Here is a 15,709-nt window from a genome sequence, read left to right as displayed (position 1 = left end):
AAAGCCTAAAAATGGTTGCGCTGCAAATTATCCTTTTTTAGTTTTTGCCACCACGAGCTTTGCTATTAATTCTTCTTGGAACGTATCATGGCAAGGTATTTTTGTAACGCCAAAAGCCTAAAAATGGTTGCGCTGCAAATTATCCTTTTTTAGTTTTTGCCACCACGGGCGGTGCTATTTATTCTTCTTGGATCGTATCATGGCTTCGAGCATGTCCCACATTTCGGGGGGGACTTCTTCCAGCAGATTCATTTGTCCGGCGCCTTTTAACCATTCACCCCCATCGATCGTGACAACTTCTCCGTTGAGATAGGCCGAAAAGTCGGAGACGAGATAGGCCGCCAAATTTGCCAATTCCTGGTGGTCACCCACACGTTTCAAGGGCACCTTTTTTGCCAGATCGAACTTCTCTTTCAGATCTCCCGGTAACAGTCGGTCCCAGGCGCCTTTGGTAGGGAAGGGGCCCGGTGCGATGGCATTGAATCGCATGCCGTATTTGGCCCATTCTACAGCCAGCGAACGTGTAAGGGCCAGTACACCGGCCTTTGCGGTGGCACTGGGCACTACATACGCAGAACCGGTCCAGGCGTAGGTAGTCACAATATTGAGTACTACTTTATTAGTTTCTTCTTTTTCGATCCAATGTTTCCCAAACGCAAGGGTACAGTTCTTAGTTCCTTTCAATACGATGTCAATGATGGTATCAAAGGCGTTGGCCGATAAGCGCTCGGTGGGGGAAATGAAATTCCCTGCAGCGTTGTTGAGCAGTACATCCACTTTCCCGAATGCTGCTACCGAAGCGTTCACCATGGCTTCGACTTCTTCATAATTACGGACGTCGCACTGTACCGGAAGCACTTTTCCGCCGGTCTGGACTTCGAGTTCCGATTTCACCGTCTCTAGCTTTTCGATATTCCGCGAAGTGATCACAACATTGGCACCCAATTCAAGAAAGTAGGTGGTCATCGATTTTCCCAATCCGCTGCCACCTCCGGTAACCACTATAGTTTTTCCTTTTAAGGCATCGTCACGTAACATTTTTTTGGAGTAATTCATTTGCTGTCGTTTAAGTGTGTTGTAAAAATAAGGTATTCTGCCACAACTATTATGCGCGCACAGCTCTTATTTCTGAAAATCGTTTCCGGTAGGCTATACAATACTCAAACCTGTCGTCATTGGCGAGTTTTGGGTGCTCAAAATTACCTACATACGTCATTCCTATCTTTTGCATGACTTTTTCTGAAGCGCTATTGCCCTGTGCGGCAAAAGCGTATACTTCATTTAACTGAAACGCCGTATGGGCTGCCTCAAGACATACCAGCGCTGCTTCCGAAGCGAACCCTTTTCCCCAAGCCGATCGTTTTAAGCGCCAGCCCATATCCACGGCCGGCGTAAATTTGCTTTCCCAAGGCTGTTGCATCAGGCCGGTAAATCCAATAAATTCTTTGGTCTCTAAATGATCTACTGCAAAATAACAATAGCCGTATGTAAGGAAATGCTGCTGCATCCGTTCTATAAACGCTTCCGATTCTTTTTCGGACAATAGCTTCGGAAGGTATCGCATCACCTCAGGATCACGACCCATTTCAGCAAAAGGGGCAAGGTCGGTCTGTTCCCAATTCCGAAGTCCTAATCGTTGTGATCGAAGAAGGTACTCCATCAATCGCCTTCAGAATCCATTAATATTTGAAGCATTTCGATAGCGGCCACACTTATCTTGGTACCGGGACCATAGACGGCAACGGCTCCGGCATCGAACAGGAACTGATAGTCTTGCGCCGGGATCACACCCCCAACGATCACCATGATATCATCACGACCGTAGTCTTTTAATGCTTCTATTACTTGCGGCACTAGGGTTTTATGTCCTGCGGCAAGGGAGGAGATCCCTAAAATGTGAACGTCATTCTCTACCGCTTGTTTGGCAGCTTCGGCAGGGGTTTGAAACAAGGGCCCTATATCTACATCGAAGCCAACGTCGGCATAACCGGTAGCTACTACTTTGGCCCCTCGGTCATGACCATCCTGACCCATTTTTGCGATCATGATACGGGGACGACGCCCTTCAGCCTCCGCAAAGGCATCGGCCATGGCTCTCGCCTTTTCAAAGGAAGGGTCTTTTTTGATCTCTTTTCTATACACGCCACTAAACGATTTTATCTGTGCTTTGTACCGGCCAAATTCGGCTTCAAGCGCATCACTTATTTCTCCCAAAGTCGCGCGTACTTGCGCTGCTTCTACGGCTAAAGCTAGTAAATTTCCTTCACCTGTTTTGGCACATTGGGTTAATTTTGATAAGGCAGCGGCTACCGAGTTTGCATCACGCTTCGCTTTTATGGACTCTAATCGCTCCATTTGCGACAGTCGAACCTTCTGGTTGTCCACATCGAGTATTTGTAGCGGATCTTCTTTTTCTAAGCGGTATTTGTTAACGCCAACGATCACATCCTGACCACTGTCAATACGGGCTTGCTTGCGAGCTGCGGCTTCTTCGATGCGCAGCTTTGGAATACCGGCTTCTATGGCCTTGGTCATTCCGCCTAATTCTTCTACTTCCTGTATCAATGCCCATGCCTTTTCAGCAATATCGTTTGTGAGCGATTCGACATAATAACTTCCGGCCCACGGATCAACCGTCTTCGTGATCATGGTTTCTTCCTGAAGATACAGTTGCGTGTTTCTCGCAATACGTGCCGAGAAATCGGTGGGGAGAGCGATGGCCTCATCCAAAGCATTGGTGTGCAAGGACTGCGTTCCTCCAAAGGCTGCTGCTGCTGCTTCTATACAGGTTCGTGCTACGTTGTTGAACGGGTCTTGTTCGGTCAAACTCCATCCGCTGGTTTGGCAATGGGTTCGCAGCGCCAGCGATTTGTCATTTTTAGGTTCAAACGGTTTCACTAATTTGGCCCATAACATCCGTGCTGCGCGCATCTTGGCGATCTCCATAAAATGATTCATTCCAATCGCCCAAAAGAAGGAGAGTCGCGGCGCAAAGCTATCAATATCCATTCCTGCCTTGAGTCCGGTACGAATATATTCCAAGCCGTCGGCAAGGGTGTACGCAAGTTCAATGTCGCAGGTAGCACCTGCTTCCTGCATATGGTATCCTGAGATGGAAATGGAATTGAACTTTGGCATTTTTTGGGAGGTATATTCAAAAATATCACTCACAATTTTCATCGACGGTGTAGGAGGGTAGATGTATGTATTTCGCACCATGAACTCCTTTAGGATATCATTTTGGATGGTACCCGCCAAGGCTTCAGGAGCAACGCCCTGCTCTTGAGCAGCCACGATATAGAAAGCCATGATAGGGAGAACGGCACCGTTCATGGTCATGGACACACTCATTTTATCCAGTGGGATCTCATCGAAAAGAATTTTCATATCCTCCACACTGTCAATGGCAACCCCTGCTTTTCCTACATCACCAACCACACGCGGATGGTCGCTGTCGTACCCTCTGTGTGTTGCCAGGTCGAAAGCCACCGACAAGCCTTTTTGTCCACCCGCCAAATTTCTTCGGTAAAAGGCATTACTTTCTTCAGCTGTCGAAAAACCGGCGTATTGTCGGATGGTCCAGGGGCGACGTACATACATGGTTGCGTACGGGCCCCGGAGATTCGGGGCGATACCGGCAACAAAGTCCAAATGTTCCAAAGGCTCAATATCCTTTGGAGTGTATTTGTTCTTAAGCGCTATGTCTTCGGCGGTTGTAAAGGTTTTAGCATTCGAAGCGTCGAATGCTGACAGTTTTAAACGGATGTGTTGTATGTTCTTTCTACTCATGGCTCAATCGTTCCTGTTCTACTTTTTCTGCCAACCGCCTTTCAATAATAGGCGCTAATAGGGTCTTGCGCGGGTTGGTCTTCACAAAAGGGAAAAGCTCCAGGCTTTCCTTCATACGGTCATCGGGATGTTGTTGGACATTGGTACCTACCAATTTCAAGGCTCCGCTGTCGAACAAAGCCTGTTCTTTTGCGGCGCTTTCCTTGATCTTACGTTGTAGGGTTCCCTCTTTAAGTTGTGTGAGGAATCCACCTCCGGATTCAATAGTTTTAAACACATCAAGCGCTTTTTCAGCCATTTCCATGGTAAGTGACTCCAGATAGTACGCCCCGTCTGCCGGATTGCTCACGGCATCGAAATAACTTTCGGCTTTTAAGATGAGTAACTGATTGCGAGCGATGCGTTCGCCAAACTCATTGCTTTTGTGATAGAGGGCGTCGTAGGCCCTGTTAAGGACCATATCTGCACTACCTAAGACCGCGCTCATACATTCGGTGGTCGTACGGAGCATGTTCACGTTATAGTCGTAGAGCGTCTTGTTACGTTTGGAAGGGGTTGCGGTGATATGACACACTTCTGAAAGGCCATATTCTGAAGCTAATGCACCATAAAGTTTGCGTAACGCCCTAATTTTTGCGATCTCAAAAAAGTAATTAGAACCCACCGCCACGTGAAACGTAATGGAGGTATTAGAAGCGATGGTATCTGAATCTGACAAATGATTGAGGTATTCATTCGCATGTGCCAAAGCGTATGCCAATTGCTGAACCGTGGTGGCCCCTGCGTTTTGGTAGAGTCGGCTGTCGACACTTACAACGTTTTCCGAAGGTTCTTGCTGAAGGAAGTTGTCGAGGATGGTATGGTCCTGCTTCAGATTATGATACCAGTTTCCGGTACGGGCCAGATTCCCGATAAGATCTACATTATAATATACCTTAGCCTTGTTGGCGGTTAAGTACTCTTTCAGAAGCAAAAGAAAAGCTTCCGAAAGGAAATGCCATTCAAAGTAGATAGGGGTGGTATCGAAAGGAAATTCAGAAAAGACCGCCGGAATGTCAAATTCTTTCTCGGCCGTAAAACAGATAACTTCCGCACCTCTGTTAACCGCATCCAGTGCAATGGTATTGGCGATCTTCTCATCATCTATAAAAACGGACTGCCCTATAGTCCACGCCCGGGGTGTCCCCGGAATGGCGCTACATCCTTTGGGGAAGTCATCACCATGGTAAAATGGTTTTACATCGATCCCCTCCGGACTGTTCCATACCAGCGCTTCATTATAATCGGCTCCCTTTAATTCATACTGGATCTTTTGTTTCCACTGCTTGGCAGAAACAGGATCAAATTCGTCAAATAAAAAATTACTCATTCTTTTTCTTTTCTTGGATACTGTCCTCGTGTTCAATAAGGAATATATCTTCGTTCTCTTTCTTCAAATAATACGTTTCACGCCCATATTTTTCAATCTCGTTGCTGTCCTGCATCTTCTCTATAAATGCTTTATCGGACTTAATTTCATTTTGATAGAATTCCTTGTTCTCTTCCAGGGCATCGATATCGTCGTTCAGTTCCTTGTGGATAAGAAAGGAATTGGTGTCAAAAAACAGCATCCAGACCACAAAGAACAAGAGGATAAGTATGTAGGTACTGCCCAGTATCTTTACCCATCTTTTATTCTTTATTTCTGAAAACTTTACCATACTACGCTAGTTTTTGATGAATGATGGTTCTAATGAGTTCGACTGCAACCGTATTGTATCGATTGGTCGGGATAATAATATCTGCAAACTCCTTTGTGGGTTCTATGAATTGCTGATGCATGGGCTTCAGCGTTGTTTGGTAGCGTGTAAGCACTTCGGTGAGATCGCGCCCTCTTTCGGCAATATCCCTTTTTAAACGTCTAATAAGACGCTCGTCGCTATCGGCATGTACATAGACCTTAATGTCGAACATCTCCCTGATCTCCGGATGGGTTAGGATGAGGATCCCTTCCACGATGATCACTTTTTTGGGATAGGTGGTCACTGTTTCGTCTGTACGGTTGTGCTCCACGAACGAATAGACCGGTTGTTCAAACGATCTTCCTGCTCTAAGTTCCTCTAGATGCTGCACCAGTAAGTTGAAATCGATCGCCTGCGGATGATCGAAATTGATCTTTACCCGTTCTTCATAAGAGAGGTGACTGGTATCTTTGTAGTAGGAATCCTGTGAGATGACGCATACCTCATCTGCGGGCAGTTCTTGGATGATCTGTTGAACGACCGTCGTTTTACCACTACCTGTTCCTCCGGCGATGCCAATAATGAGCATAGAATTTTAGTTTTGACAAAGGTAATGAGAATTGGTCTTTTAGAAGGAGTCCGTTTTTTCTTTATTTTGCTACAGCGGCAACTTCTTCTTTCGTGACCGGTTTGGTTTGATTGTTACCCCAAGCGTTCATCACATAGTTTAGTACATCTGCCACTTCTTGGTCACTAAGGCCCATGGGAGCCATGACGCCGTTATACACCACGCCGTTTACGGTAATCTCTCCCTGTTGTCCGTATTTTACGGCATGAATGCTTTCGGTTCGTTTCTCACTAAGCCAATTGGAATTTGCCAAAGGTGGAAAGTTACCCGGGATTCCTTTACCATCGGCCATATGGCACTGCATACAGAAATCTGAGTACACCGCGGCACCCCGGTCTATGCTCTTTTGTAAAGGGTCCTGTTCTTGTAAGGTTGTAGTACGGGATTGCAAAGTAGGTGCGGTTTTCTTTTTTTCTGAAGAATTACAGGCTCCCAAAGCCGCTATTAGAATGCCAAATGCAAGTAGATTGTTCATGTTTAGTTTGGAATTATTTTAACGATACCCTTCCCTTCAATAGCGATATAAATATAACCATCCGGTCCTTGCTTTACATTTCTTACCCGTCCCACGTCCTCTGCGATCTTCTCACGATCTATCACCTTATCGCCTTGCAACCGTAACAGCTCTACGTAATTGAATTTCAGGGAGCCGACCAGTAAATGTCCTTTCCAATCCGGATACCGATCCCCTGTCACGAAGGTCATGCCGCAGGGAGCGATGGAAGGCACCCAATAGTAGATGGGTTGTACCATACCCGGTCGTGAGGTTTCATCGGTAAATTTGGTGCCACTGTAGTTTACGCCATACGAAACTACCGGCCAACCGTAGTTGGCTCCTTTTTCTACAATATTGATCTCATCACCGCCTTTGGGGCCGTGTTCATGTATCCAGATAGCTCCGGTCTCTGGATGTTTGTCCATGCCCTGCGGATTGCGATTTCCGTAGGTATAAATGGCTTTTTTTGCATCAGGTTGGTCTGCAAACGGATTATCTTCGGGGATACGACCGTCATCATGGAGGCGATAGATCTTTCCGCCATCGCGTGTAATATCCTGCGGATTCGTATCTCGATCGCCCCGATCTCCTATAGAAAAGTATACATAACCCTGATCATCAAATTCAATACGGGACCCAAAATGCTGCCCCCGTGTTGAATTGGGGGTCGCTTTATATAAGGGTTCAATAGCAGTTAATGCATTATTCTCCAATTTACATCTAATCAATACTGTATTGCCGCCTTCGCCTTCCCCTTCGGAAGAAGCATACGTGATATAGATCCAACCGTTATTGGTGTAGTTGGGATGCAGTTCAATATCCAAAAGCCCGCCTTGACCCCGATTGTAGACTTCGGGAACATTGGTGACAGGTATTTTTTGACCCTCTTTGTAATGGATGAGCTCGCCGCTTTTTTCAGTAATCAGCATACTGCCATCCGGGAGCCATGTCAATCCCCAGGGGTTCGAAAGGCCTTCCACTACGGTTTCGATGGAATAGGTTCTAGCTTCTGTGGTAAGGGCCACATCGTTCTTCTTTTTGGGTTGTGCACAAGCAACCACCAATGGAAGTAGTAAGGTGTAATATATGATCTTTTTCATAGCGTTTTATTGAATGAAAAGATACTAAAAATGGACTACAAATGAAAAACCCCGATACAATATATATCGGGGCTTTTGCGGGGGATGGTGTCTGCCTGCATGAATAATGAGAACTTCGGTGCAGGGTCTCTGACATTTTATATACGAAGAAATAAGTCGATTGGATGCGGTTAGTGTGTGATAATATACGGTGTATAGGTCATTCTAATGCCGCAATGATGGTTTATTATAGTCAAAGTATCGTAATACTAAATTTATAATATACCTATAGCCTACCTATAGACTACCTATAGCGTACCTATAGCGTACTTATAGCGTACTTATAGCGTTGTCATAGCGTACTTAATCCATGTTATATCTTACTAAAATCCCTATGTAATAGTAGATTCATAGCGCGTTATCTTATGCTTAACGTAGGCAAAAGCATGGATTGCCTTATAGATGCTTATCAATACATTGGATCAAAGATCGATTCATTTTAACCTACGATTGCAAGAAAGTCCTTAGCGTCCTTCATTGTATTTTACATTATCCAATAAAATAAAGCGGTTCTTACTTGGCGAACGACTTAATTTAATTATTTTTGCACTTCAAATTTCGGGGTGTAGCGTAGCCCGGTTATCGCGCCTGCTTTGGGAGCAGGAGGTCGCAGGTTCGAATCCTGCCACCCCGACTAAAAAACCCGATAGGGTTTTAAACCATTTATTTGTGCAATTCAGTAGCGGGATGTGGCGCAGTCCGGTTAGCGTACACGGCTGGGGGCCGTGTGGTCGCAGGTTCAAATCCTGTCATCCCGACAAAGAGATGCCTGAGGACATAGTCCTTAGGCATTTTTTTTAGTGCGGCGCCAAACGAAGTTTAAGTGAAGGCAATAAATAAAAATGACCTGAAGGCGATAGCATCAGGCATCAATTTGCAACATTAGCGATGTAAAAGGATTCTTTAAATCCTATCATCCTTACAATCAAAAAAGTGATCTGTGTTAGATCACTTTTTCTGTATTATTAGTTTGCGGCTAACTACACTAATTCCTTTTTTACAAGATAGAAGTCAATTTTTTCATGAGCAGAATCGGCAATCCGCTCCTCCATTTCTTCCAAGGTCTTGGGAGGGGGTACAATCACCTTATCGCCTCGTTTCCAATTAAGAGGTAGTGCTACTTTATTTTTATCAGAAACTTGCAAGGCATCCAATACGCGCAAGATCTCGTCCATGTTACGTCCTACATTCAAAGGATAGTACATGATCAAGCGGATCTTCATATAAGGATCAATAAAGAATACTGCTCGTACGGCCGCAGTTTCACTCTCATTGGGCTGTAACATACCGTAAAGCTTTGCCACTTTCATGTCAATATCAGCTATAATAGGAAAATCCAGATAGACATTGGTTTTTTCCTTCACGTTGTTTACCCAAGCCAGATGTGAATGGATGCTGTCGATGCTTAACCCTATTAACTTTGTATTGAGTGCTTCAAATTCATCTTTCCTTTGGGCAAATCCGCTGAGTTCGGTGGTACAAACAGGTGTGAAATCGGCTGGATGTGAAAACAACACCACCCATTTCCCATCTGCAAATTCCGAAAAGTTCAACTTCCCGTGCGTCGTCATTGCATCAAAATCCGGAGCATCATCCCCAATGCGCGGCATAATGCTTATTTCATTTTCTTGTAGTTCCATAATTTCTATATATAATGATTTGTATGTATTGCTAAAGTAGGGTGCCTTTTCATAAATGACAGCAACTTATGTTACATAGGACAGTACACGTCTTATAAAACTACAGAACCTTTCTAATGCTACCTATGATTTAAATCATGTCATGTTTTTTCTGAAAACTGAGCATTATCATGGTAGCAGAAAGTGCATTGAACTACATTGTACTAACTTTAAACTACATTCACCATGAAACACTTAGGGTTTACACTATGCTTCACTTTGTTGCTTTTAGGCAGCAGTATTGCCGTATCACAGAACCGATGGTCGGCCGAATTTCGTCCCGGAATCAACTTTCCTATGGAAGACATCAATGATGCGGAACTTAACACGGGTTTCGGATTTGAAGTAAAAGTCTCTTACTACATCATGCCGCATCTATCGGCATATGGTGGTTGGGGATGGAACCAATTTAAATTAGAAGAGCAGTCATTTGGAGATCCAAAAATTGACCTTGAAGAAACAGGGTATACTTTTGGATTCGAATTGACCATTCCCCGTGGAACGCCTCCTATTTCATTTTTTGTGAATGCTGGAGGGGTCTATAATCATTTTGAATTCGAGAACAATCAAGATGGAACCGTATTAGATAGCGACCACGGTCTTGGCTGGCAAGTAGGAGGAGGTATGTCGTACGAATTCATGGAGCATTGGTTTCTTCGACCGGAACTGCGCTATCGTAGTTTGTCCAGGGATTACACCATAGCCAATATTCCCGTTGAAAGCTCATTACGCTATATAGGCTTCGGCATTGGTATTGCTGCTACATTCTAGACCGAGCATATGAAAGCAGTATTTGTCCTTCTCCTTGCATTACATGGTTTGATCCATGCCATCGGCTTCGTAAAAGCATTTAAACTGGCTACGATCGATCAGTTTCAAGCTTCGGTCACAACAACTTCAGGAGTGCTTTGGGCCTTGGCATGCTTGCTTTTTCTACTTGCGGCTTTACTCCTTATCTTTCAACAGGATTATTGGTCTGTCGTAGCGCTCCTAGCAGTGCTGTTGTCTCAGGTTCTCATTGTGTTACATTGGAGTGACGCCAAATGGGGAACGCCGGTAAATATTCTGGTGTTTGTTCTTGCAACGGCTGCATTAGCCAATATGCTTTTTGCAAAAAACGTCCATAACGAAGTAGTAACCCTATTCGAAGAAACCAAGGTGGAAGCCGGAGCGATCCTTGAAGCCGAAAAGATCCAAGAACTTCCAGTGAGCGTACAAAAATGGTTAGCACATTCGGCAGTCTTGGGAAAACCTATCACGCACACCGTCCGACTCAAGCAGCGCGGTGAGATGAAAACTACGGTCGATGGCTCTTGGATGCCTTTTTCGGCAAATCAGTATGTCAATCTTGTAAATCCCGGATTTGTATGGACTACACGCGTACAAATGGTTAAACCGGTAACGTTACTTGGACGGGATAAACTTTATCGAAGTGAAAGTGAAATGCGAATTAGTATTGAAGGATTATATCGCGTTGTGGAAGAAGGGCCTCATGAGAAGATCGATTTGGGGGCAATGCAGCGTTTCTTGGGAGAAATGTGCTGGTATCCATCGTTTGCAGTAAGCAAATTCGTGCGTTGGGAAGAAGTTGATTCACGGTCGGCAAAGGCTACGCTTCGGTTAGGCGACAAAGAGGTTTCGGGACTATTTGTTTTTTCCGAAGAAGGAAAACTTCTTACATTTGAAGCAGACAGGTATTACGGAGGTACGGAGGATTCCAAAAAAGAAAAATGGATCATTACCATCGATTCCTATAAGGAATTTAAAGGGCGGAATATTCCCAATAAGTGTATCGCCATGTGGAAACTGGAAACGGGAGATTTTACTTGGTTGAAATTGGAGATCCTAGAAGTGGACTATAATACAACACATGAATACGAGAGCGTATGACCGAAGCATTAAAAGAAAATTACGGGACATTATTCGAGAGCGAACTACTGGAAGAGATTGCCGATGTAGGCGTCTTGAAGGAAGTACCCGAAGGTCATAAAATTATAGAGATTGGCGAATACGTTCGTTCCATGCCATTGTTACTATCGGGAGCGATTAAAGTGCTGCGAGAGGATAATGATGGGGATGAACTTTTGCTCTATTTCTTGGAAAAAGGCGACACCTGCGCCATGACCATGACCTGTTGTATGGGGCAAACCAAAAGTGAGATTCGTGCTATCGCCGAATTGGATACGCAATTGATCATGATCCCGGTCCAGAAGATGGAAGAATGGACCGGAAAATATAGATCCTGGAGAAATTTTGTATTCGAAAGTTACCACCATCGTTTCAATGAACTTCTGGACACTATAGATAGTATTGCGTTCTTTAATATGGATGAACGTTTGCTGAAATACCTTCGGAATAAAGTAAAGGTAACTCGAGAGGATACGCTGCACACAACACACCAAGAAATCGCCTACGAACTGCATACCTCTAGGGTAGTGGTCTCCCGCTTGTTGAAAAAACTCGAGAATTTAGGCGAGATCGAACTCAATAGAAATAGCATAAAAGTAAATTCTTTATAACATCTCTGTAACAATAGTTACTTCTTTATAGTATCTTGCCATCTACTTTTGCCAAAGATAGAGACGATTAAAAAGTGGATATAACCGAAATTTTAGGATACATAGGGGCATTGTTTATTGGAGTCATTTTGGGTCTTATTGGCGGCGGCGGCTCCATACTCACAGTGCCTATCTTTGTGTATTTGCTTTACATCAATCCGGTAACGGCTACAGCCTATTCATTATTTGTGGTTGGACTTTCTGCTTTGGTGGGCGCTTTTCAAAATATGAAGAAAGGGCTCGTCGATTTTAAAACCGCCATTGTATTTTCCATACCTGCCTTTATTGCGGTGTATATCACTCGAAAATACATCGTGCCGGCCATTCCTGAAACACTGTTTACAATAAGTAATCATGTGATCACAAAAAATGTGGGCATCATGGTCTTTTTTGCTATTATCATGTTACTGGCAGCGATCTCCATGATACGATCCAATGGAAAAGAAGGCGCCGAACCCGCTACAGTACAGTTCAACTATCCCTTGATCATAATTGAAGGTCTAGGGGTGGGGCTGCTCACCGGCGTGGTGGGTGCAGGCGGCGGATTCCTTATCATACCCGCCTTGGTGTTGCTCGCAAAATTACCCATGAAAAAGGCGGTCGCCACTTCTTTATTGATCATTGCCATCAAATCACTTATCGGTTTTATCGGCGATATTGAGAACTTAGATATTAATTGGACCTTTTTACTTAGTTTTTCCGGCTTATCCATTGCGGGAATCTTTGTGGGAATTTGGTTGAACAACTTTATCGACGGAAAAAAACTTAAAAAGGGATTTGGGTGGTTTGTCTTAGCAATGGCATTATACATCATTCTTAAAGAAGCCTTCCTGTAAACTTCGTGTAACAAAAGTTACTGTGGTTTACAATAGATGCTACTATCTTTGTGGTATCCATTAAAAGTTTATTACTATGAAAATCGAACAAATATATACAGGATGCTTAGCGCATGCAGCCTATTATTTAGAAAGTAACGGTGAAGCAGCGATATTCGACCCCTTACGCGAAGTGCAACCCTATATCGATCGTGCGAAACGGGATCATGCCAGGATAAAATATGTATTTGAAACACACTTCCACGCCGACTTTGTTAGCGGTCATTTGGATTTGAAGAAAAAGACCAATGCTACGATTGTTTTTGGGCCTACTGCAAAACCCGGATACGATGCATTTATCGCCGAAGACGGGCAGATCTTTGAAGTGGGAGACTACCGTGTGAAAGCGATCCATACTCCCGGCCATACCATGGAAAGCACAACCTATTTACTTATCGATGAGACCGGAAAAGAACACGGCATCATTACAGGCGACACTTTATTTATTGGCGATGTGGGTCGCCCGGACCTTGCACAGCATGTTGTCTCCGAGCTTACTGAAGAGAAGTTGGCGGGACATCTGTACGACTCCCTACGGAACAAGATCATGCCCCTTGATGATGCACTCATTGTATACCCCAACCATGGTGCAGGTTCGGCCTGTGGTAAAATGATGAGTAAAGAAACGACCGATACCCTGGGGCATCAGAAAAAAGTGAATTATGCGCTGCGTCCCGATATGACGAAAGAAGAGTTTATAAAGGAACTACTTACAGGGCTTACCACCCCTCCCGGTTATTTTCCGCAAAACGTTTTAATGAACATCAAGGGATACGAATCCTTAGATACGGTGATAGAACGTGCCAAAACACCGTTGACCCCTGAGGCTTTTGAAGCAGCCGCAAACGGGTCTGCTGTCTTAATGCTGGATACCCGTAAACCCGAAGATTTTGCCAAAGGATTCATCCCTAATTCTGTGAATATTGGTCTCAATGGAAACTTCGCCATGTGGGTGGGCGAGATGATTCCGGATGTAAAGCAAGAGATACTGCTCATCGCCGATCCGGGAACCGAAAAAGAAGCGTTGCAGCGATTATCCAGAGTAGGGTACGACCACACAATTGGTTATTTAAAAGGAGGGTTTGAGAGTTGGAAAAAAAGCGGGAAAGAAGTAGATACTATTGAAAGAATCTCTCCGGAAACCTTTGAAGCGGAATACCGCTCTAACCGTTCGCTCATTTTCGATGTTCGGAAAAAGAGTGAGTTCGATGCCGAGCATGTTATTGGTGCGGTTAATATCCCGCTGAATAGGATAAACGAAAATCTATCGCAATTTCCCAAAGACAAACCCATGTTGTTACACTGTGCCGGAGGTTACCGAAGCATGATCGCTGCCTCCATCTTAAAACAACGGGGTTGGGACAATGTCAAGGACGTTATTGGAGGATTTCAGGAAATTTCAAAAACCGATGTGCCCAAATCGGAGTACGTATGTCCAACGACCTTACTGTAATGATTACATCCGGTCAGGGTGAGGCCTGTCAGGATCGTTTTGGTTGATTGATTGTTAGAAACAGCCCGGCTCTCGCCGGGCTGTTTTTTTATACAGGAATTCAAATTGAGTTCGTGCCATAGCAATCGTATGATATTTATCATTTTATATTCCTCTTTTCTGAAATACTTTTATGGTGTATAAAGTAAACATGTCTAGTATGACCATTCGAATCCAATTTGTTAAGATCCCTACCAGCGAAACCATGTCCAATTATGCTACCAAAAAGCTCGAGAAACTTGCGGCTAAATTTCCATGGGTAATCAATGCCGAAGTCTATTTTAAAGTGGCTGATACTGCTTCGGGAACCGTGCATAGCTGTGAGATAGAATTAAGTGCTCCGGGTCCCAGACTTTTTGCCGGTTCTACCGAGAAGAATTATGAACTGGCGGTGAAGAATACCATATCCGACCTACAAAAACAATTAAAGAAACGCAAGGCCACTTTTACGGCTCACTAAACTCAAACGCATGAAAAAAATTTTAGTTCCAGTCGATTTTTCAGAATATTCAGAATATGCACTTGAAGCTGCCGCTTCCATTGCCAAATCTCAAAACGCCGAGATCATCGCATTGCACATGATGGGGCTTTCGGAAGCGGTCATCAATAAGAACGAATCTAAGGAGGTCTATGAGGCCATGTACTATTTGAAATTGGCACAAAAACGATTTGAGGAGTTCTTGGACAAAGACTATCTTACCAATGTTAACGTAACAGACACGGTCTATAATTATAAAAATTTCAACGAGATCAACGATGTCGCAAAGGAGCACGGAGCCGATCTCATTGTGATGGGTTCTCATGGCACTAGTGGGCTCACAGAGGTGTTTGTTGGTTCTAATACCGAGAAAGTGGTACGAACTTCTGAAATTCCGGTACTCGTTATTAAAGGCAACCCTAAACAATTCTTGTTGGAGAATGTGGTATTCGCTTGTGATTTTGAAAAGGAAAGCATCCGCGCCTATCAAAAAGCCATGAAGCTCTTTAAAGGATTTGATACTAATGTGTATTTACTGCATGTCAATCTGCCAAACGAACGTTTCAGAAGCACGTCGGAGATCGAAGAAAAAGTAAGAGAATTTCTGTACCAAGCCGATCTTGGCAATTTAGATGCTCTTGACAATGTTGTCTATGTCGCAGACTATTCGGTGGAAGACGGTGTTTTCAGCTACAGTAATAAAATAAACGCCGATGCGATCGCACTAGCGACACATGGTAGAAAAGGATTGGCGCATTTCTTCTTCGGAAGTGTAGGCGAGGACCTGGCAAATCATTCGGATATTCCTGTACTTACCTTTAGGATCTAGTTTCAACCAACTAACTATGTTTTAT

Annotated in this window: 16 protein-coding genes and 2 tRNA genes; 9 read left to right on the top strand and 9 right to left on the bottom strand. The window is 44.1% G+C overall.

Translation table 11 applies throughout. The features are described from left to right. Window positions 1–174: 174 nt before the first annotated feature. From AACZ11_RS12455 to AACZ11_RS12420, 8 genes are all read right to left on the bottom strand, one after another. Entirely contained in the window at window positions 175–1,056 is an 882-nt protein-coding gene (locus AACZ11_RS12455; RefSeq protein ID WP_290627172.1) for an SDR family oxidoreductase, read from the bottom strand. 49 nt (window positions 1,057–1,105) lie between these two features. Continuing rightward, window positions 1,106–1,660 carry a GNAT family N-acetyltransferase gene (locus AACZ11_RS12450; RefSeq protein ID WP_290627170.1) on the bottom strand — a complete coding sequence of 185 codons (555 nt, stop codon included), beginning with the start codon at window positions 1,658–1,660 and terminating at the stop codon, window positions 1,106–1,108. Next, window positions 1,660–3,789, bottom strand: a complete 2,130-nt coding sequence (scpA, locus tag AACZ11_RS12445; RefSeq protein ID WP_290627168.1) for a methylmalonyl-CoA mutase — start codon at window positions 3,787–3,789, stop codon at window positions 1,660–1,662. Before scpA ends, AACZ11_RS12450 begins: the two co-directional genes overlap by 1 nt. Then, window positions 3,782–5,158: a methylmalonyl-CoA mutase subunit beta gene (locus AACZ11_RS12440; protein ID WP_290627166.1), complete on the bottom strand. Its 1,377-nt coding sequence runs from the start codon at window positions 5,156–5,158 to the stop codon at window positions 3,782–3,784. Before AACZ11_RS12440 ends, scpA begins: the two co-directional genes overlap by 8 nt. After that, window positions 5,151–5,489, bottom strand: a complete 339-nt coding sequence (locus AACZ11_RS12435) for a septum formation initiator family protein (protein WP_290627164.1) — start codon at window positions 5,487–5,489, stop codon at window positions 5,151–5,153. The genes AACZ11_RS12440 and AACZ11_RS12435 overlap by 8 nt, the downstream gene beginning before the upstream one ends. A 1-nt stretch (window position 5,490) precedes the next feature. Next, window positions 5,491–6,099, bottom strand: a complete 609-nt coding sequence (gene udk, locus AACZ11_RS12430; RefSeq protein WP_290627162.1) for a uridine kinase — start codon at window positions 6,097–6,099, stop codon at window positions 5,491–5,493. Window positions 6,100–6,160: 61 nt separating this feature from the next. Then, on the bottom strand, window positions 6,161–6,613 hold the full coding sequence (locus AACZ11_RS12425; protein ID WP_290627160.1) for a cytochrome c: 453 nt from the start codon (window positions 6,611–6,613) through the stop codon (window positions 6,161–6,163). Between the two features lie 2 nt (window positions 6,614–6,615). Continuing rightward, a complete protein-coding gene (locus tag AACZ11_RS12420; protein WP_290627158.1) occupies window positions 6,616–7,734 on the bottom strand; it encodes a PQQ-dependent sugar dehydrogenase in 1,119 nt (372 codons plus the stop codon). Between the two features lie 598 nt (window positions 7,735–8,332). On the opposite strand from AACZ11_RS12420, the gene AACZ11_RS12415 reads away from it, so the two are divergent. Together AACZ11_RS12415 and AACZ11_RS12410 are read left to right on the top strand one after the other, a co-directional pair. Continuing rightward, window positions 8,333–8,407, top strand: a tRNA-Pro gene (locus tag AACZ11_RS12415). A 49-nt stretch (window positions 8,408–8,456) separates the two neighbouring features. Next, window positions 8,457–8,531 (top strand) — tRNA-Pro (locus AACZ11_RS12410). Between the two features lie 222 nt (window positions 8,532–8,753). Here AACZ11_RS12410 and AACZ11_RS12405 read toward each other — a convergent pair. Further along, window positions 8,754–9,413, bottom strand: a complete 660-nt coding sequence (locus AACZ11_RS12405; protein WP_290627156.1) for a peroxiredoxin — start codon at window positions 9,411–9,413, stop codon at window positions 8,754–8,756. Between the two features lie 225 nt (window positions 9,414–9,638). Between AACZ11_RS12405 and AACZ11_RS12400 the strand changes: the two genes are divergently transcribed. From AACZ11_RS12400 to AACZ11_RS12370, 7 genes are all read left to right on the top strand, one after another. After that, window positions 9,639–10,223 (top strand): outer membrane beta-barrel protein, encoded by a 585-nt coding sequence (locus tag AACZ11_RS12400; protein WP_339832648.1) that lies wholly within the window; start codon window positions 9,639–9,641, stop codon window positions 10,221–10,223. 9 nt (window positions 10,224–10,232) lie between these two features. Next, complete coding sequence (locus tag AACZ11_RS12395) at window positions 10,233–11,342, top strand: DUF6544 family protein (protein WP_290627152.1); 1,110 nt, start codon at window positions 10,233–10,235, stop codon at window positions 11,340–11,342. Then, a complete protein-coding gene (locus AACZ11_RS12390; RefSeq protein WP_290627150.1) occupies window positions 11,339–11,971 on the top strand; it encodes a Crp/Fnr family transcriptional regulator in 633 nt (210 codons plus the stop codon). Before AACZ11_RS12395 ends, AACZ11_RS12390 begins: the two co-directional genes overlap by 4 nt. Before the next feature lie 74 nt (window positions 11,972–12,045). Next, window positions 12,046–12,846: a sulfite exporter TauE/SafE family protein gene (locus AACZ11_RS12385; protein WP_290627148.1), complete on the top strand. Its 801-nt coding sequence runs from the start codon at window positions 12,046–12,048 to the stop codon at window positions 12,844–12,846. Between the two features lie 76 nt (window positions 12,847–12,922). After that, window positions 12,923–14,338, top strand: a complete 1,416-nt coding sequence (locus AACZ11_RS12380; protein ID WP_290627146.1) for an MBL fold metallo-hydrolase — start codon at window positions 12,923–12,925, stop codon at window positions 14,336–14,338. Between the two features lie 199 nt (window positions 14,339–14,537). Beyond that, complete coding sequence (locus AACZ11_RS12375) at window positions 14,538–14,837, top strand: HPF/RaiA family ribosome-associated protein (protein WP_290627144.1); 300 nt, start codon at window positions 14,538–14,540, stop codon at window positions 14,835–14,837. 10 nt (window positions 14,838–14,847) lie between these two features. Further along, window positions 14,848–15,684, top strand: coding sequence for a universal stress protein (locus AACZ11_RS12370; protein ID WP_290627142.1), 837 nt, complete (start codon window positions 14,848–14,850; stop codon window positions 15,682–15,684). The last annotated feature ends 25 nt before the right edge of the window (window positions 15,685–15,709 follow it).

It is taken from the genome of uncultured Altibacter sp. (genome assembly GCF_963972995.1).
Classification (GTDB): Bacteria; Bacteroidota; Bacteroidia; order Flavobacteriales; family Flavobacteriaceae; genus Altibacter.
This window is presented reverse-complemented; position numbering and strand designations above follow the sequence as displayed.